The sequence below is a fragment of the Micromonospora sp. CA-248212 genome (assembly GCF_050948405.1).
Taxonomy (GTDB): Bacteria; Actinomycetota; Actinomycetes; order Mycobacteriales; family Micromonosporaceae; genus Micromonospora.
This window is the reverse complement of record NZ_CP192023.1, coordinates 6865791-6883339: the sequence shown is the minus strand read 5'-3', so window position 1 is coordinate 6883339 and position 17549 is coordinate 6865791. Positions and strand designations below refer to the sequence as shown.

Genomic DNA, 17549 nt, shown 5'->3' with positions numbered 1-17549 from the left:
GCTAGCGACCCGGGTCGAGCAGGCTCTGGCGGCTGAGCGCGCCCACCGGGCGGCCGTCGTCGGTCACCAGGAGGCGATCCTGTCCCGACGTCAGCAGTGCCGCCAGGGCGTCGTACGCCGTGCCGTCGAGCCCCACGGTGGGCAGGTCGGCGGGGGCGTCGCCGGGCACGGGCTCCAGGGAATCCCGGTCGAGCGGGGTGACCGCCAACCGGCGGATGCCCCGGTCGGCGCCGACGAACTCCCGGACGAACGCGGTGGCGGGGGCGCCGAGCAGCGCGGCCGGCGTGTCGTACTGCTCGAGATGCCCGCCCTCGGACAGCACCGCGATCCGGTCGCCGAGCCGGACGGCCTCGTCGAGGTCGTGGGTGACCAGGACGATCGTCTTGCGGACCTCGGCCTGCAGGCGAAGGAACTCCTCCTGCAGGCGGGCCCGGACGATCGGGTCCACGGCCGAGAACGGCTCGTCCATCAGCAGCACCACCGGGTCGGCGGCGAGCGCGCGGGCCACGCCGACCCGCTGCCGCTGACCGCCCGACAGCTCGTGCGGATAGCGGCGGCCGAACTGGTTCGGGTCCAGTCCCACCAGGTCGAGCAGCTCGTCCACCCGGGCGCGGGTCCGCTGGCGGGACCAGCCGAGCAGGCCCGGGACGGTGGCCACGTTGGCCCGGACCGTCTGGTGGGGGAAGAGGCCGACGTTCTGGATCACGTAGCCGATCCGGCGGCGTAGCCGCACCGGGTCGGCGTCCGTGACGTCCTCGTCACCGAGCATGATCCGACCGGCCGTCGGCTCGATCAAGCGGTTGATCATGCGGAGCACGGTCGACTTGCCGCAGCCCGACGGGCCGATCAGCACCACCAACTCACCGGCCCGGACGTCCAGGCTCAGCTCCTTAACGGCCTCGGTGCCGTTCGGGTAGCGCTTCTGGATGCCCTGCAGGGAGATCGACGCCGCGCGAGGGGATTCGGCCGCGCCGGGGGCCTCCGGGGTAACGTCCACGTATGTCCTTCCGCCTGAGCTACCGGGCCGACCCGGGTAACCCCTGGTTCTCCTGGCAGTACGTGCGGGACAACTCTGACACGATCCTTGCCGCCGTGCGCGAACACGCCTCCCTCACCGGGCGCGCGGTGCTGATCGCGGTGCTCATCGCCCTGCCGTTGTCCGTGCTCGCGTACTGGTTCCGTCCGTTGGCCGGCCCGATCCTCGGCGTCACCGGAGTGATCTACACCATTCCGTCGCTGGCGCTGTTCGCCTTCATCGCGCCGTACCTGGGTACCGGCGCCACCACCGTACTGGTCGGGCTGGTCCTGTACGCGCTGCTGCTGATCGTCCGCAACGTGGTGGCGGGGCTCAACCAGGTGCCGCCGGAGGTCGGCGAGGCCGCCGAGGGCATGGGCTACGGCCGGTGGCGGCGGCTGTTCCGGATCGACCTTCCGCTGGCCATCCCCGGCATCCTGACCGGGCTGCGGCTGGCCACCGTGTCGACCGTCGCGCTGGTCACGGTCGGGGTGCTGGTCGGGCACGGCGGCCTCGGGCAACTGATCTTCGCGGGCTTCCAGAACAACCTCTACAAGGCCGAGATCATGACCGGGACGGTGCTCTGCGTGGCGTTGGCGGTGCTGCTGGACCTGCTGCTGGTGCTCGTCGGCCGGCTGGTCACTCCCTGGGCCGCCCGGGGCGTCCGGTGAGCGCCGCCGCGAACCCCCTGCAGCAGGGGGTGCTCTGGCTCAACGACCCGCTGAACTGGACCAACCCCGGCGGCATCCTGGAGCGCCTCGGCGAGCACCTGACGATCTCTGCCCTGGCGGTGGCGCTCGGCTGCCTGGTGGCCTGGCCGGTCGGGCTCTGGCTCGGGCACGCCGGTCGGGGCGGCGGCCTGGTGGTGCTCGTGTCCAACGCCACGCTGGCCATCCCCACCCTGGCGCTGCTGACCATCCTGCCGCTGACGTTCCTCGGTTTCGGGCGTACGCCGGTGGTGGTGGCGCTCGCCGTCTTCGCCGTACCGCCGCTGCTGGCCAACGCCTACACCGGCGTACGCCAGGTGGACCCGGAGGCGCGCGACGCGGCCCGGGGGATGGGCCTGTCCGGCGGGCAGTTGCTGCGGCGGGTGGAGCTGCCGTTGGCGGTGCCGTACCTGGCCGCCGGCTTCCGGACGGCGGCCGTGCAGGTCATCGCCACGGCGGCGCTGGCCTCGTTCGTCAACGGCGGCGGGCTCGGCGAGATCATCCGTACCGGGTTCGGTCTGAGCATCGCCGTCGGCGGTGGGCAGATCGTGGCCGGCGGTGTGCTGGTGGCCGGGCTGGCGTTGCTGGCCGAGCTGCTGCTCGGGATCGTCGAACGCATGGTCACCCCGCGTCCGCTGCGCCAGGGCCGGCGGCGCGCGGGCCGTCCGCGACCCGCCGACGCCACCGGCCGCGCCTGACAGGTCACCGGGCGTGCTCCGTCCGGGTGAGTGGACGCCGAAGCGGCGACCAGCGGCGGGCCGGTCGGTGACGATGCGGTGACGAAGCCCATCCCGAGTTGTCGGTCGGCCGTGGACCATGTTGGGTGGGAATTGCGGGCGACCAACATCCAGGATCGCCCGTCGGACACGCGGCCGGCCCGGGACGGGTCGCGCCGGGACACGGAAGGCGGGCGGCACATATGCGCGCACGTACACGTCTCGCGATCGGCGCCGTCGGCGTCGTGGCCGGGGCAGCACTTCTCACCGGGTGTGGCGACGCCGGCTCGTCCGGCACCGACGCTCCCCAGACCAGCGCCTCGGGCGCCGGGTGCGCACCGGTCGCCGGCAAGCAGCTCATCGCGCTGACCGACGACAAGAAGCTCCAGAACTCCGACAACGTCCTCCCGGCGATCAACAGCAAGGTGGCCAACCCACAGCTGATCGCCGCGCTCGACAAGGTCTCCGCGACGCTCGACACGCCGAAGCTGGTCCAGCTCAACAAGGCGGTCGACGTCGACCGCAAGACCCCCAAGGTCGCGGCCGAGGAGTTCGCCAGCGCCAACAACCTCACCGCGGGCATCGCCAAGGGCCCGGGTGGCGAGATCGTGGTCGGCGCCGCGAACTTCAGCGAGAGCCAGATCCTGGGCGAGCTGTACCGCATCGCGCTCACCGGCGCCGGCTACCAGGTCAAGGTGCAGCAGATCGGCAACCGGGAGCTGTACGAGCCGGCGTTGGAGAAGGGCGAGGTCCAGGTCGTCCCGGAGTACGCGTCGACGATGGCCGAGTTCCTCAACACCAAGGCCAACGGCCAGAACCCCCCGCCCGTCTCCTCGCCCGACATCAACACCACGGTGACGGCGCTCAAGGCCGAGGGCGACAAGGTGGGCATCACCTTCGGTGCCCCGGCCGCCGCGCAGGACCAGAACGCCTTCGCGGTGACCCAGGAGTTCGCCGACAAGTACGGCGTACGGACCCTCTCCGAGCTGGCCGCGAAGTGCTCCGGCAGCGCCACCGTGCTGGGCGGCCCGCCGGAGTGCCAGCAGCGGCCGTTCTGCAAGCCGGGCCTGGAGAAGACCTACGGCCTCTCGGTGGGTTCGTTCTCCTCCCTGGACCAGGGTGGACCGCTGACCAAGAACGGTCTGCGTGAGGGCAAGATCAGTGTGGGCCTGGTCTTCTCCTCGGACAGTGCGTTCGCCACGAGCTGACGCTCTGCTACGGCGTGTGACGGACGCCCCCGCCCCGCAGGGGCGGGGGCGTCCGTCCGTCCGGGAACCGTTCCCTCCGGTGCGGATCGTCGGTAGGCTGCACTCCCATGCCAGCCCCGGTCACCTCCGACGCCCGGCGTCAACCGCTTCTGCTGACCGTGCTCTTCTGGGGCGGCGTGGCGCTGGCGCCCGTCGCGGCGTTGATTCTCCTGGTGGCTGACGGTAACGGTCCGCTGCGTCTCGCGGCGGTGCTCGCCATCGTGGCGGTGGTCCTGATCGGCCTCTCCATCGCGCTGCGCCCCGATGGGGACGGCACATCGGCGCGGGCCGACGAGCTGCTGGAGGAGATCGAGGAGTTGCGCCGGGAGTTGCGCGCCGAGATCGTGGCCGCCGCGCAGCGCGGTAACCAGGCGCTCGACCAGGCGCAGCGCGCCCAGGAGGGGATCGCCGCGGTCCGTCGCCGCCTCGACGCCACCGGTGCGGCCCTCGCTGGCGCCGCCCCGGCCGCCGAGCCGGCGGCGGCCAGCCGGGCCCGCGTGCCGTCCGTCGAGCCGGTGGACGACACCCCACCCGCCCGCAGCCGGGTACCGGTCCCCGGCGACACCCCACCCGCCCGCAGCCGGGTACCGGTCCCCGGCGACATCCCGGCCGCCCGGGTGCGGGTACCGGCTCCGGGCGAGGCCGCCGGTCGGATTCCGGCCCCGGCCACGGACGAGGACGCCCCTCGGGTGCGGGTGCCGGCACCGGACGAGGCGGCCGGTCGGTGGGGACGCGACGACCGTGCCGACGACGAACCGGCGTACCGCCACCGCGCCGCGGATGCTCCCGAGCCCACCGCCGGCAGCGTGTACGGCGCCACTGCGCGCCCGCCGGAGCACGACCGGGCGCGGGAGTACAACCCGCCGCGCGAGTACGACCGCCCGCGTGAGCGCGACCGCCCGGAGTCGACGCACCGGCCGGTCGGCGTGGTCCGGCACACCGAGACCGTGCACGTCACGACCCGGCACACCGTCGTCGACGGCGGTCCCGCCGAGTCGGGTGGGCGCTACGGCGCCGGGTACGGCGGCCAGTGGACCCCGCCGGCCCAGGAATGGACCCGGGGCGGCGGCGCCCAGGGGCGTGCCCGTTCCTGGGACGACGCGCAGGAGCCCCGGTCCGAGTACGCCGACGACGACCGCGAGCGCCGCGCCGACGACCGGTCCTGGGGTACGCAGCACGCCTCTCGGGGGGAGCCGGCCCCGGTTGGCCCCCGCGACGGTTCGGGATGGGGCGGGCCCGATCGTGGCGACGAGGTGCCCCGCAGGACGGCTCGCGCCGACGAGCCGGAGTGGACCGACCAGCGCGACGCCTACGCGCCGGCCGACGAGTCCGCGTGGGACGGTCGTTCGCAGCGCCGTGGCTGGTCGGAACAGGCCGAGCCGGAGCGCGCCGGCGCCCCGCAGCCCGGTCCCGCCCTGCGCGCGGACGACACCGGCGAGTACTGGTCCCAGCTTCGGGCCGGCGACCGGTGGGCGGCCGTCCGCGACGACGACAACGGCCGTGAGCTGCACGTCGGGGAACGCCGGGCCGAGGTGCACGCCGACGCCACGGGCACCGAGTACCGGATGGCGGACCGTTGGGCGTCCGTCCGCCACGAGGACGCCCGCCGCCACGAGGATCCGCGCCGGCAGGAGGACGCCCGCCGGCACGAGGATCCGCGCCGGCACGAGGATCCGCGCCGGCAGGAGGACGCCCGCCGCCACGAGGATCCGCGCCGGCAGGACGAACCTCGGCCGGCGTTGCCGGTCGGTGGCGTGGCCGTACCGGACGAGTGGCGTCCGCCGCGTCAGCGCGGCCACGAGCCGGAACCCGCCCCCGAGCGGGGTGGCCGCCGCCGGGTCGAGGAACGGTACGGCTACCCGCCGCAGGACGACGCGCCCCGTGCCGGCGGCGCCCCGATCACCGACCGCTGGCGCTGATCCCGGTCACTTGTCGATGTCGCCGACCACGAAGAACATCGAGCCGAGGATGGCGATCAGGTCCGGTACGAGGCAGCCGGGCAGCAGGGTGGCCAACGCCTGCACGTTCGCGTAAGACGCGGTGCGCAACTTCAACCGCCACGGCGTCTTCTCACCCCGCGACACCAGGTAGTAGCCGTTGATGCCGAGCGGGTTCTCCGTCCAGGCGTACGTGTGGCCCTCCGGCGCCTTGAGCACCTTCGGCAGGCGGGTGTTGATCGGCCCGGTGAGCCGGTCCACCCGGTCCAGGCACTGCTCGGCGAGGTCCAGCGACGCGTACACCTGGTCGAGCAGCACCTCGAAGCGGGCGTGGCAGTCCCCGGCGGTCTTGGTGACCACCGGGACGTCCAGCTCGTCGTACGCCAGGTAGGGGTCGTCGCGGCGCAGGTCCAGGTCGAGGCCGGAGGCGCGGGCGACGGGCCCGGACGCGCCGAACGCGGCGGCGTCGGCGGCGGACAGCACGCCCACTCCGACGGTACGGGCCAGGAAGATCTCGTTGCGCCGGATCAGGTGGTCCAGGTCGGGCAGCCGTCCGCGTACCTCGCCGATGGCCGCACGGGCTCGTCCCGTCCAGCCGTACGGAACCTCTTCCTTGAGGCCGCCCACCCGGTTGAACATGTAGTGGATCCGGCCCCCGGAGACCTCCTCCATCACCGCCTGGATGGTCTCCCGTTCCCGGAACGCGTAGAAGACCGGTGTGATCGCGCCGATCTCCAGCGGGTACGAGCCGAGGAACATCAGGTGGTTGAGCACCCGGTTCAGCTCGGCGAGGGCCATCCGCAGCCAGGTGGCCCGCTCGGGCACCTCCATGCCCATCAGGCGTTCCACGGCGAGCACCACGCCCAGCTCGTTGGAGAACGCCGACAGCCAGTCGTGCCGGTTGGCCAGCACGATGATCTGCCGGTAGTCGCGTACCTCGAAGAGCTTCTCCGCACCCCGGTGCATGTAGCCGACGATCGGTTCGCAGGCGACCACCCGTTCGCCGTCGAGCACGAGCTTCAGTCGCAGCACGCCGTGCGTCGACGGGTGCTGCGGGCCGATGTTGAGCACCATGTCGGTGCCGAGCTGCTGACCGCCGGTGCCGGCGACCAGCCCGGCCCCGGTGCCGACGGTCAGTTCACGGAGGTCCCCGGCGTCGGTGCTCATGCCCGTCATCGTGCCACGGCCGTCGGTAGCCCGATGCCGACCGGTTGGCGCAGCCACCAGTGCCCGCCGAGCCCGGCCGGGTCGGTCAGCTCGGCCACCGCCGACGCCGCGGCCAGCGCCCGCACGTAGCCGGCCGGGTCGGTGCCGGCCAGGCTGAGCGGCGGTCGACCGCCGTCGGCCCCGAGCGCCCGCAGCGCCTCGGTCTGCAAGCTCAGGGAGTACGCGCACCGGGCGACCGCTGCGCCGGCGGAGGCGACCGAGTCCATGGCCACGTGCGCGGTGACATCGCTCGACGCGTCCGGCACCGGAGGCACCTGCCGCCCACCCCGGTAACCCGTCAACGTCCCATCCACCGGCCGCCCCTCCCGCAGGTGCCCATAGTCGACCGCCACCGCCAACCCGCGCCTGATCCTGCCCACCGCGTACCCCCAGGCTTCGTCGCGTGGTCTGCCGATTTCTGCGCGGTGGTCGGTGTGTGGGGTTTCCGGGCAGCCCGGCCAGCTCCGGGCGGTCAGGCTTGATCCCTGCGCCGGCCGGGCTGCCCCGAAGCCCGACCCGCTTCCGCTCGTCGCGTCCGTCGAGGCCGGACCACCGGTCACGTCACGGTCCGCACCGCGAGGGCTCGCCGGACTGGGCCACCAGGTGGTCAGCCAATCAAGATCAGCAGTGCTGACCGGCCCACCAACCGTCTCCACCCCGGTTGACGGTTCGACCAGCACATACCGCCAGCCACCGTCGGCGTGCACCGCAACGTCGAGCGGCACGTTGTCCAGCCACTCGGTCGCCAGCAACAGTCCGGTGATGCCGTCGGGGATCTCGGTGGTCCAGTGGATCTCCTTGGGCAGGTTCTCCGGGCGGCTGGCGTACTCGACTGCGGTGAAGCGGATCCGTTCCGCGAGCGACCGACGACCGGCGACCCACGACGGCCCATCGGGTGACCGACGGACGGCGGCCGCAGGAGTCAGGGTTTCCGGGGAGCCCGCCCACGCAGGGATCAAGCCTGACCGCCCGGAGTGGGCGGGCTCCCCGGAAACCCCGACCGCGCCCCCGGCGGAGTGGGCGGGCTCCCCGGAAGCCCCGGTGGCGTCTTCGGACGCGACAAGGCGGCGCAGGGCTAGCAGCAGCTCCCCGCGCCCAGCCCCGACGTCGACCACGTCCAGCCGTGGTGGATGGCCGAGGGCGGAGTCGACCTGCGCGAGGAGGCGCAGCAGCGCGGTGGCGAAGGCGGGGGAGGCGTGCACGCTGGTCCGGAAGTGGTCGGCCGGTCCGGTGCCGGCCACGAAGAAGCCGTCCGGCCCGTAGAGGGCCTGGCTCATCGCGTCCCGCCACGGGATCGGCATCAGCGAGTGCGGAGTGCGGAGGGCGTCACCGTGCCGACCCTACGGCCACCGGTCCGGTGCCGGCTTGCGATCCCCGTCGCGCGGCCGTGCGGGTTCACGCCCGGAAGTAGTGCCCCTCGTCGAGGTCGGCGATCAGCCCGGGGTGGGTCGGGGTCCAGCCCAGCAGGTCGCGGGTGACGGTGGACGAGGTCGGGTTGTCCATCTGCGCGAATCGCTCCAGGAAGCCGAAGTACTCGCCCGCCTCGTCGGCGTCGATGCTCCGGACCGGGATGTCGAGGTTGCGGCCGATCGTCTCGGCGAGCTGCCGGAAGGAGACTCCTTCATCGGCGGTGCCGTGCAGGCGTGCGCCGGCCGGCGCCTTCTCCAGGGCGAGTCGGTACAGCACGGCCGCGTCCAGCGTGTGCACGGCCGGCCACCGGTTGGCCCCGTCGCCGACGTACGCGGCGTACCCGTGCTGTCGGGCGCTCGCGATGATGGCGGCGATGAAGCCGTACCGGTCGAGTGAGCTGTGCACCGTGGGCGCGAGGCGGACGACGCAGGAGCGCACTCCACGGGAGGCGAGGCCGACCACGAAGTTTTCCGCGTCGATCCGGTAGCCGCCGCCGGGGAAGGTGTCCCGCTCGGTGCCGGGGCGACCGACGATGCCGCCCATCACCAGCATGGCGGTGCCACTCGTGCCGACCAGGGGCTTGCCGGAGTCGGCCAGGCCGTCGGCGAGTGCGGTGAGGGCGTCCAGGTCGACCGAGGCCGCGCCGGCGAGGTCGCCGTTGAGCATGAGGTCGTGGCGGAACGCCAGGTGGATCACTCCGTCGGAGGCGGCCGCCTCGTCGCGGAGCACGTCGAGGTCGGACAGGTCGCCCCGGCGGGCCTCACCACCGAGCTTCTCGATGGCGGCGGCGGAGGTGTCCGAGCGGGCCAGGCCGACGACGTGGTGCCCGGCGGAGAGCAGTTCCGGTACGACCGCCGAGCCGAGGTGGCCGGAGGCGCCGGTGACGAATACGCGCATGGTGGGTCCTTCGTGAGTGCCGATGTCACATTGCGACATCACCGTACCGCGTCTGATGTCATCGTGCGACATCGCCAAGCGCAGCAATGTCGCAATGTGACATCGGATACCATCGGGGCATGGCTCGCTGGCAACCCGACGCCCGTGGCCGCCTGGAGGCGGCCGCCTTCGAGCTGTTCCGGGAGCGCGGCTTCGACCAGACCACCGTCGCCGACATCGCCGAGCGGGCCGGTCTCGACAAGCGCACCTTCTACCGACTCTTCGGCGACAAACGCGAAGCCCTGTTCAGCGGCAGCGGGCACCTGGAAGAGGTGCTGGTCAAGGCGGTGGCAGAGCTGGACGCCGGCCCCTTCGACGCAGTGGTGGCGGCCTTCGGTCGGGTGGCCGAGGAGGTCTTCGCCGACCGCCTGGAACTCGTCCGGGCCCGACAGGCCATCATCGAGAGCAGTCCGGAGCTCCGGGAGCGCGAACTGCGCAAGACGGATTCGCTGGTTGCCGCGGTCACCGCCGCCCTCCGCGCCAAGGGCTTCGCCGAGACCACGGCCACCCTGGCCACCGTGTCGGGTGCCACGGTCTTCCGGGTCGCGTACGCCCGCTGGATCGCGCCCGGCAGCGACGCCTCGCTCAGCGACCTGATCGCCGAGGTGGCCGCCGAACTGCGTGCGATCACGTCACCCTCGGGCTCGGTTCAACAGATCGTGGACGGTTTCCGTTAGCCGCTAACGGAGCTGCCCACGATCTGCCCGCCGTGCCGGGGTGGTGAAGGTTTTCACACATGCTTGTCCCGGTTCGGCGAGCCGGGCGCATACTTGCGATCGACCGGTACCCCTTCTCGAGGACTGGATCGTCGTCATGAGCGCACCGTTGCGCCCGCGTCCGGCCGCCCCCTACGGGCCTGCCGGGTCGTGGGATCGCGCCGACACCGGCGTCCGCGCCACCTCCCGCCCACTCACCGTCGGTGTCGTCGGCGCGGGCCGCGTCGGGGCCGTGCTGGGCGCGGCGCTCGCCGCCGCCGGGCATCACGTGGCCGCCGTCGCCGGTGAATCCGGGGCCAGTCGCGCCCGCCTCGCGCTGCTGCTGCCCGACGTGCCCCGCCGCCCGGTCACCTCCGTCGCCCGCGTCGCCGCCGACCTGCTGCTGATCGCCGTGCCGGACGACGCGCTGGCCGAGGTGGTCGCCGATCTCGCCCAGCGTGGCGCCCTGCACCCGGGTCAGGTGGTCGCGCACACCTCCGGCGCGCACGGTCTGGCCGTGCTGGCGCCGGCCGCCGCGCTCGGCGTCCGGCCGCTGGCCCTGCACCCCGCCATGACCTTCACCGGTACGCCGGACGACCTGGCCCGCCTCGACGGAATCTCGTACGGGGTCACGGCCCCGGCCGACCTGCGCCCGCTGGCCGCCCGGCTCGTCACCGACCTGGGCGGCGTCCCCGAGTGGGTGGCCGAGGCGGACCGCCCGCTGTACCACGCCGCGCTCGCGCACGGTGCGAACCACCTGGTGACCCTGGTGAACGAGGCGACCGACCGGCTGCGTGACGCCGGGGTGGCCCGTCCGGAGAAGGTGCTCGCTCCGCTGCTGCGGGCCGCTCTGGAGAACGCGCTACGCCTCGGCGACGACGCGCTGACCGGTCCGGTCTCCCGGGGCGACGCGGGCACGGTCGAGCGGCACCTGGCCCGGCTGACCGCCACCGCGCCGGAGTCGGTCCCCGCCTACCTGGCGCTGGCCCGGCGTACGGCCGACCGGGCGATCGCCGCCGGCCGGCTCCGACCGGTGGACGCGCAGTCGCTGCTCGGGGTGCTCGCCGGGACGGATCGGGAGGTGGCGGCATGACGCAGGTGGTGCACACCCGTGCCGAGCTGGACGAGGCCCGGGGCGCGCTGAAGGGCACCGTCGGCGTGGTGATGACCATGGGTGCCCTGCACGAGGGGCACGAGACGCTGCTGCGCGCGGCCCGGGAACAGGCCGACCACGTCCTGGTGACGATCTTCGTGAACCCGTTGCAGTTCGGGCCGAACGAGGACTTCGACCGCTATCCGCGCACCCTCGACGCCGACCTGGAGGTGTGCCGGCGGGCCGGCGCCGACCTGGTCTTCGCTCCGTCGGTGGCCGACATGTATCCGGACGGCCAGCCCCGGGTACGGCTGGACCCGGGGCAGCTCGGCGCCGAGTTGGAGGGCGCGAGCCGTCCCGGCTTCTTCCACGGTGTCCTCACGGTGGTCCTGAAGCTGCTCCAGCTCACGCGCCCCCACCTGGCGTTCTTCGGCGAGAAGGACTACCAGCAGCTCACCCTGGTCCGGCGGATGACCCGGGACCTGGACGTCCCGGTCGAGGTGATCGGCGTACCGACGGTCCGGGAGCCGGACGGGTTGGCGCTGTCCAGTCGCAACCGCTACCTGAGCGAGCCCGAGCGCGCGGCGGCGCTGAGCCTGTCCGCCGCGCTGCGGGCGGGGGCCCGGGCCGCCGACGACGGCCTGGACGCGGGCGAGGTGCTGACCGCCGCGCACGCCGCGTTCGGCGCCGGTACGCCCGGGGCCCAGCTCGACTACCTGGTGCTCACCGATCCCGAGCTGGAGCCCGGGCCGGTGTCCGGGCCGGCCCGCCTGGTGATCGCCGCCTGGGTGGGCACCACCCGGTTGATCGACAACGCGGCGATCCGTCTCGCTCCTCGTCCCTGACCTCGTCCGTACCCCCACCACCACCTTTGCGAAAGGCCAGTCCGATGCTGCGGACCATGCTCAAGTCGAAGATCCACCGCGCCACGGTGACCCAGGCCGACCTGCACTACGTCGGTTCGGTGACGGTGGACGAGGACCTGCTCGACGCCGCCGACCTGCTTCCCGGCGAGCAGGTCGCGATCGTGGACATCACTAACGGCGCCCGACTGGAGACGTACGTCATCCCGGGTGCGCGGGGCAGCGGCGTGATCGGCATCAACGGTGCTGCCGCGCACCTCGTACACCCCGGTGACCTGGTCATCCTGATCTCGTACGCGCAGATGGACGACGCCGAGGCCCGGTCGTACCGGCCGCGGGTGGTGCACGTGGACGCCGACAACCGGGTGGTCGAGCTGGGCACCGATCCGGCGACGGCAGCGCCGGGCACGGCCGGTGACCCGGTACCCAACCCGCTCGCGCTGTCCGGAGTCTGATCTCGCGCGCGGAGATTCCGGTCTGTCACCGGAAGGTCATTTCCGGTTACCCTGGGCACGCTGGCGGAAGCCGGTAGGTGGCTGGGGGAGGCCGCGATGCGCCGTGCCATGACGACCCTGTTCGCCACTGCCGTCACGGCAGTGTTGCTGGTGGGCTGTGCCACCTCCGGTGGGCTCGACGGCGACCTGACCGACGACTGGGCCGCGTTGCCGCCCGCCACGGCCTTCACGCCGGCCGCCGGGGTGTGCCAGGCCGCCGACTTCGTCGAGGTGGTCACGCTGGCCGCGTACCAGCCGATCGACTGCGCCGGCCCGCACCGGGTGGAGACCGTGCACGTGGGGGCGTTCCCCACCGAACGGCCCGCCGCGCCGGCCACCGGCTCGGTGGAGTTGCGCGGCGCGTTCGCCGAGTGCGACACCCGGGCCTCTGCGTACGTGGGCGACGACTGGCGGGCCGGGCGACTGCGGCTGTCGGTGGCGCTGCCCTCCGGGCCGGGTTGGACGGCCGGCGCCCGCTGGTACCGGTGCGACCTCACCGAGTTGACCACGGTCGAGACGGCGGCCACGGTGGTGGTTCGCTCGGGCAGCCTGCGGAACGCGTTGAAGGGGGCCAGCGGGCTGCGGTTGGGCTGTCAGCAGACCCGCGCCGGGGCGGGACGCGGTGTGCAGACGCTGGTCCCGGTGGAGTGCGCCGGCCGGCACGACGCCGAGTTCGTCGGGGTGTGGCGCGCGCCGGACAAGCCGTACCCGGCCAAGAACGCCGACTGGGCGCCCCTCTACGACGGCTGTCGCAGCGTGCTCGGCCGCTACGTGGGTGTGCCGGACGACTCCGACCTGCGGTTCCGCAGCGGGGTCGTGGTGCGCCCGCCCGGCGCGGGGCGCTGGCGTGTCGGTGACCGGGGGGTCCGCTGTTACCTGTGGTTGAGCGACCGTACGGTCACCGCGTCGTTGAAGGGCGCGGGTCCGGCCGGCCTGCCGGTGCGGACGAAGTGAGCGGCTCGGCGCGGTCCCGATCGGACGGGGTTGCCCAAACCACTCGTTGAGCCCCCGCCGCCCCGGGCGAGGATCGTTCGGGTTGACTGGTGGGATGGACCTTCCGACCGTCGACCTGCCGGCCCTGCCCAGACTGCTGGCCGCGCCCGAGCCCGGCTGGGTGGAGACCACCGACGTGATCGTGGTCGGGTCCGGGGTGGCGGGGCTGACCGCCGCGCTGCACCTGCGGGAGGCGGGCCTGCACGTCACCGTCGTCACCAAGGTCAACATCGATGACGGCTCGACCCGGTGGGCGCAGGGCGGCATCGCGGCGGTGCTCGACCCGGCGGACACGCCGGCGGCGCACGCGCGGGACACCGAGATCGCCGGTGTGGGGCTCTGCGACCCGGCGGCCGTACGGGTCCTCGTCGAGGAGGGACCGACCCGGCTGCGGGAGCTGATGCGGATCGGCGCCGAGTTCGACCGCCATCCGGACGGCTCGTTGATGTTGACCCGCGAGGGTGGGCACCGGGCGGACCGGATCGTGCACGCGGGCGGCGACGCGACGGGCGCGGAGGTGCAGCGGGCCCTGCACGCCGCGGTGCAACGCGACCCGTGGATCCGGCTGGTCGAGCACGCCCTCGTGCTGGATCTGCTGCGCGCGCCCGGTGACGGCCCGGACGGCCTCGGCCCGGCCTGCGGGATCACCCTGCACGTGCTCGGTGAGGGCAGCGAGGACGGCGTGGGCGCGTTGCTGGCCCGGGCGGTGGTGCTGGCCACCGGCGGGATGGGGCAGGTCTTCGCGGCCACCACCAACCCGGCGGTCTCCACGGGCGACGGGGTGGCGCTGGCGCTGCGGGCCGGCGCGGCGGTGACCGACGTCGAGTTCGTGCAGTTCCATCCGACCGCGCTGATCACCCCCTCCGGCGGCGGGGTGCCCGGCGCGGGGCACGCGCAGCAGCCGCTCGTCAGCGAGGCGCTGCGCGGCGAGGGCGCGTACCTGGTGGACGGCGACGGCAAGCGGTTCATGGTGGGCCAGCACGAGCTGGCCGAGCTGGCCCCCCGGGACGTGGTGGCCAAGGGCATCCACCGGGTGCTGCTGGCCAGCGGCGCGGACCATGTCTTCCTCGACGCCCGGCACCTGGGCGGCGACTTCCTGGCCGCGCGCTTCCCGACCATCGTGGCGTCCTGCCTGGCGATCGGCGTGGACCCGGCCACCGACCTCATCCCGGTCGCTCCGGCCGCCCACTACGCCTCCGGCGGGGTCCGCACCGACCTGCGGGGCCGCACGTCGATCCCCGGTCTGTACGCCTGCGGCGAGGTCGCCTGCACGGGCGTGCACGGCGCGAACCGGCTGGCCAGCAACTCGCTGCTGGAGGGGCTGGTGTTCTCCCGGCGGATCGCCGACGACATCGCGGCCGGCCTGCCCGAGCAGGCCCAGCCGGCGGACGTCGGCGCGTGGCGCGGCGGTGCGGGCTGGGTGGTGCCGGCCGAGGCGACGCCGACCCTGCAGCGGGCGATGACGCGTGGCGCCGGGGTGCTGCGCTCGGCCGCGACGCTGGCCGGGACGGCTGCGACGCTCACCGAGCTGGGCGCGGCGCGGGGTCGACCCCGGACCGCCGACTGGGAGGCGACGAACCTGCTCACGGTGGCGTCGACGCTGGTCACGGCGGCGTACGCGCGCGCCGAGACGCGAGGGTGCCACTGGCGGGAGGACTTCCCGACGGCCGACGAGCGGTGGCGGGGCCACCTCGTCGGGTCGGTCGGGGCGCAGGGCGCGGTGACGCAGCAGTGGGAGGAAAATTCATGATCGAGTCGACTCGGGTGGCGTTGCGGACGGCCGGACTGGACCCGGACCAGGTACGTCGGGTGGTCGAGACCGCACTGGTCGAGGATCTGGGGCCGGATTTCCTGGACGTGACCAGCGTGGCGACCATCCCGGCCGAGCAGACCGACACCGCCGACCTGGTGGCCCGCGCCGACGGTGTGGTGGCCGGGCTGGCGGTGGCCGCCGCCGTGTTCGAGCTGGTGGGCGAGGTGACGGGCTTCGGTCGTACCGTCGAGGTGTCGATGTCGGCCCGCGACGGCGAGCGGGTGGCCCGCGGCGACGTGCTGGCGACGGTGGCCGGCCCGACCCGGTTGCTGCTGACGGCCGAGCGGACGGCGCTGAACCTGCTCTGCCGGATGTCCGGGGTGGCCACCCACACCCGGGCCTGGGCGGACGCGCTGGCCGGCACGAAGGCGATGGTGCTGGACACCCGCAAGACGACGCCGGGCCTACGGGCGCTGGAGAAGTACGCGGTGCGGGCCGGCGGCGGCACCAACAAGCGGATGGGCCTCTACGACGTGGCCATGATCAAGGACAACCACAAGCTGGCGGCCGGGGGCATCACGGCGGCGTACCGGCGGGTCCGGGAGTCGTTCCCGGAGGTGCCGGTGCAGGTCGAGGTGACCACCGTCGCCGAGGCCGTGGAGGCGGTGGAGGCGGGGGCCGACTTCCTGCTCTGCGACAACATGACTCCGGAGTTGCTGGCCGAGGCGGTGGCCGCGGTGGGCGACCGGGCGGAGCTGGAGGCCACCGGCGGGCTGACCCTGGAGGTGGCGGCCCGCTACGCGGCCACCGGCGTCGACTTCCTCTCGGTGGGCGCGTTGACCCACTCGTCGCCGATCCTGGACATCGCGATGGACCTGCGCACCGAGTAGTTGTCTAGGCTGCGACAGTGCTGCTCTGCATCGACATCGGAAACACCAACACCGTGCTGGCGACCTTCGACGGCGACAAGCTGGTGCACTCCTGGCGGATCAAGACCGACGCCCGCTCGACGGCGGACGAGCTGGGCCTGATGTTCCGGGGCCTGCTCGCCGGGGACAACGTCGAGATCACCGGCGTGGCCGCCTGCTCCACGGTGCCGGCGGCGCTGCGCTCGCTGCGGACCATGCTCGGCCGCTACTACGCCGACCTGCCGAGCGTGATCGTCGAGCCGGGCGTGCGGACCGGGGTGCAGTTGGCGATCGACAACCCGAAGGAGGTGGGCGCCGACCGGGTGGTGAACACGCTTGCGGCGTTCACCCTCTACGGCGGGCCGTCGATCGTTGTGGACTTCGGCACCACCACCAACTTCGACGTGATCAGCGGCCGGGGCGAGTTCCTGGGCGGGGCGTTCGCCCCGGGCATCGAGATCTCCTTCGACGCGCTGGCCGCCCGTGCTGCCCAGCTCCGCAAGGTCGAGGCCACCAAGCCCCGCTCGGTGATCGGCAAGAACACCGTGGAGTGCCTCCAGTCCGGCCTGTACTTCGGCTTCGCCGGTCAGGTGGACCGGATCGTCGAGCGGATGACCGAGGAGTTGGGCGAGGTGCGGGCGGTGATCGCCACCGGCGGCCTCGCCTCCCTGGTGATGAACGAATGTCGCAGCCTCACCCACCACGAGCCGATGATCACGCTGATCGGCCTGCGGATGGTCTACGAGCGCAACCTCTGACCGGTCAGCGGCGTCGGGCGCGCAGCACCAACGTCCGGTACGGCAGCTCGACGGTTTCCCGGCCGGCCAGGGCGGGGTGGCTGTCCAGCAGGTCGGCCAGCTCGCGCGCGACCCGCCGCTGATCGTCGGCCGAGGCGGTGAGCCAGTACGAACGGGTGCGGATCATGCCCAGCACCTCGTCCGGGGTGAGGACCGTGCGGTGCCCGAACTCGCGCGCCTCGACGGCCGTGAACCCGTTTCCGAAGTCGGTGTTGTGCTGGACCAGCTCGGCCGACTTGTCGTCGAGGTGGGCGATCCTGCCCAGCTCCGCCACCCATTCGACGCTGTCGTCCCGGATGTTCCAGATGGGGGCGAAGAGGCCGCCGGGGCGCAGCACCCGGGCGATCTCGGCGTGCGCGGGCTCCCGGTCGAACCAGTGGTACGCCGTCCCCACCAGCACCGCGTCCGCCACGCCGTCGGGCAGCGGCACGGCCTCCGCGCTGCCCGCCAGCGCCGTCGTGCCCGGCGTGGAGACCGCGAGTTGCGTCCGCATCCCCGGATCAGGCTCCACGGGTACGACGTGGAAGCCCAGAGCCTGCACGGCGCGCGTCAGGATGCCGGTGCCGGCCCCCAGGTCGACAACCTGCCCGCCCTCGCCCAGGCCGTCGAGGGCCCACCGGAGCGCCGCGGCGGGATAGGTGGGTCGGAACCGGTCGTAATCGCTCGCCGCGGCACCGAAGGAGAGGGCGTGAGTGGGATCGACCATGACGGGCAGTATCCGGTAACGGCCCCCGGAGCGCTTGAGTACGCTCGGGCCTGACCCCCTGTATCTCCCGTGA

At 73.2% G+C, this 17549-nt stretch carries 17 protein-coding genes; 12 read left to right on the top strand and 5 right to left on the bottom strand.

What is annotated here, in order from left to right; all coding sequences use genetic code 11:
• Position 1: 1 nt before the first annotated feature.
• Positions 2-997 carry an ABC transporter ATP-binding protein gene (locus ACQP03_RS32410; protein WP_357132760.1) on the bottom strand — a complete coding sequence of 332 codons (996 nt, stop codon included), beginning with the start codon at positions 995-997 and terminating at the stop codon, positions 2-4.
• A gap of 2 nt (positions 998-999) precedes the next feature.
• Here ACQP03_RS32410 and ACQP03_RS32405 point away from each other — a divergent pair, with 2 nt between their 5' ends.
• The 4 genes from ACQP03_RS32405 (at position 1000) to ACQP03_RS32390 (ending at position 5604) form a co-directional block, all read left to right on the top strand.
• Positions 1000-1686, top strand: coding sequence for an ABC transporter permease (locus tag ACQP03_RS32405; protein WP_357132758.1), 687 nt, complete (start codon positions 1000-1002; stop codon positions 1684-1686).
• Positions 1683-2420: an ABC transporter permease gene (locus ACQP03_RS32400; RefSeq protein ID WP_357172605.1), complete on the top strand. Its 738-nt coding sequence runs from the start codon at positions 1683-1685 to the stop codon at positions 2418-2420. The genes ACQP03_RS32405 and ACQP03_RS32400 overlap by 4 nt, the downstream gene beginning before the upstream one ends.
• Positions 2421-2641: 221 nt before the next feature.
• Positions 2642-3646: a glycine betaine ABC transporter substrate-binding protein gene (locus tag ACQP03_RS32395; protein ID WP_357132754.1), complete on the top strand. Its 1005-nt coding sequence runs from the start codon at positions 2642-2644 to the stop codon at positions 3644-3646.
• Positions 3647-3753: 107 nt separating this feature from the next.
• The gene (locus tag ACQP03_RS32390; protein ID WP_357172602.1) at positions 3754-5604 is read left to right on the top strand and encodes a hypothetical protein; all 1851 of its coding nucleotides are present in this window, start codon (positions 3754-3756) and stop codon (positions 5602-5604) included.
• Between the two features lie 6 nt (positions 5605-5610).
• On the opposite strand, the gene ACQP03_RS32385 is transcribed toward ACQP03_RS32390, so the two are convergent.
• The 3 genes from ACQP03_RS32385 to ACQP03_RS32375 all read right to left on the bottom strand — a co-directional run bounded on the left by ACQP03_RS32385 (position 5611) and on the right by ACQP03_RS32375 (position 9135).
• Complete coding sequence (locus tag ACQP03_RS32385; RefSeq protein WP_357172599.1) at positions 5611-6798, bottom strand: NADH-quinone oxidoreductase subunit D; 1188 nt, start codon at positions 6796-6798, stop codon at positions 5611-5613.
• Positions 6795-8129, bottom strand: coding sequence for an SAM-dependent methyltransferase (locus ACQP03_RS32380; RefSeq protein WP_433459553.1), 1335 nt, complete (start codon positions 8127-8129; stop codon positions 6795-6797). Before ACQP03_RS32380 ends, ACQP03_RS32385 begins: the two co-directional genes overlap by 4 nt.
• A gap of 94 nt (positions 8130-8223) precedes the next feature.
• Complete coding sequence (locus ACQP03_RS32375; RefSeq protein WP_357128619.1) at positions 8224-9135, bottom strand: SDR family oxidoreductase; 912 nt, start codon at positions 9133-9135, stop codon at positions 8224-8226.
• A gap of 119 nt (positions 9136-9254) precedes the next feature.
• Between ACQP03_RS32375 and ACQP03_RS32370 the strand changes: the two genes are divergently transcribed.
• The 8 genes from ACQP03_RS32370 (at position 9255) to ACQP03_RS32335 (ending at position 16731) form a co-directional block, all read left to right on the top strand.
• Positions 9255-9851, top strand: coding sequence for a TetR/AcrR family transcriptional regulator (locus tag ACQP03_RS32370; RefSeq protein ID WP_357392296.1), 597 nt, complete (start codon positions 9255-9257; stop codon positions 9849-9851).
• 136 nt (positions 9852-9987) lie between these two features.
• A complete protein-coding gene (locus ACQP03_RS32365) occupies positions 9988-10962 on the top strand; it encodes a Rossmann-like and DUF2520 domain-containing protein (RefSeq protein ID WP_357392297.1) in 975 nt (324 codons plus the stop codon).
• The gene (gene panC / locus ACQP03_RS32360) at positions 10959-11807 is read left to right on the top strand and encodes a pantoate--beta-alanine ligase (RefSeq protein ID WP_396832470.1); all 849 of its coding nucleotides are present in this window, start codon (positions 10959-10961) and stop codon (positions 11805-11807) included. The genes ACQP03_RS32365 and panC overlap by 4 nt, the downstream gene beginning before the upstream one ends.
• Positions 11808-11851: 44 nt before the next feature.
• Positions 11852-12280: an aspartate 1-decarboxylase gene (gene panD, locus ACQP03_RS32355; protein WP_357172582.1), complete on the top strand. Its 429-nt coding sequence runs from the start codon at positions 11852-11854 to the stop codon at positions 12278-12280.
• Between the two features lie 96 nt (positions 12281-12376).
• The gene (locus tag ACQP03_RS32350; protein ID WP_357128633.1) at positions 12377-13273 is read left to right on the top strand and encodes a septum formation family protein; all 897 of its coding nucleotides are present in this window, start codon (positions 12377-12379) and stop codon (positions 13271-13273) included.
• Positions 13274-13367: 94 nt separating this feature from the next.
• A complete protein-coding gene (locus tag ACQP03_RS32345; protein WP_433459548.1) occupies positions 13368-15062 on the top strand; it encodes an L-aspartate oxidase in 1695 nt (564 codons plus the stop codon).
• Positions 15059-15955, top strand: a complete 897-nt coding sequence (gene nadC, locus ACQP03_RS32340) for a carboxylating nicotinate-nucleotide diphosphorylase (protein ID WP_357128639.1) — start codon at positions 15059-15061, stop codon at positions 15953-15955. Before ACQP03_RS32345 ends, nadC begins: the two co-directional genes overlap by 4 nt.
• A gap of 17 nt (positions 15956-15972) precedes the next feature.
• Positions 15973-16731 (top strand): type III pantothenate kinase, encoded by a 759-nt coding sequence (locus ACQP03_RS32335; RefSeq protein WP_357128642.1) that lies wholly within the window; start codon positions 15973-15975, stop codon positions 16729-16731.
• A gap of 4 nt (positions 16732-16735) precedes the next feature.
• Here the strand turns inward: ACQP03_RS32335 and ACQP03_RS32330 are convergent, their stop codons facing one another.
• On the bottom strand, positions 16736-17476 hold the full coding sequence (locus ACQP03_RS32330) for a class I SAM-dependent methyltransferase (protein WP_357128645.1): 741 nt from the start codon (positions 17474-17476) through the stop codon (positions 16736-16738).
• Positions 17477-17549: the final 73 nt, after the last annotated feature.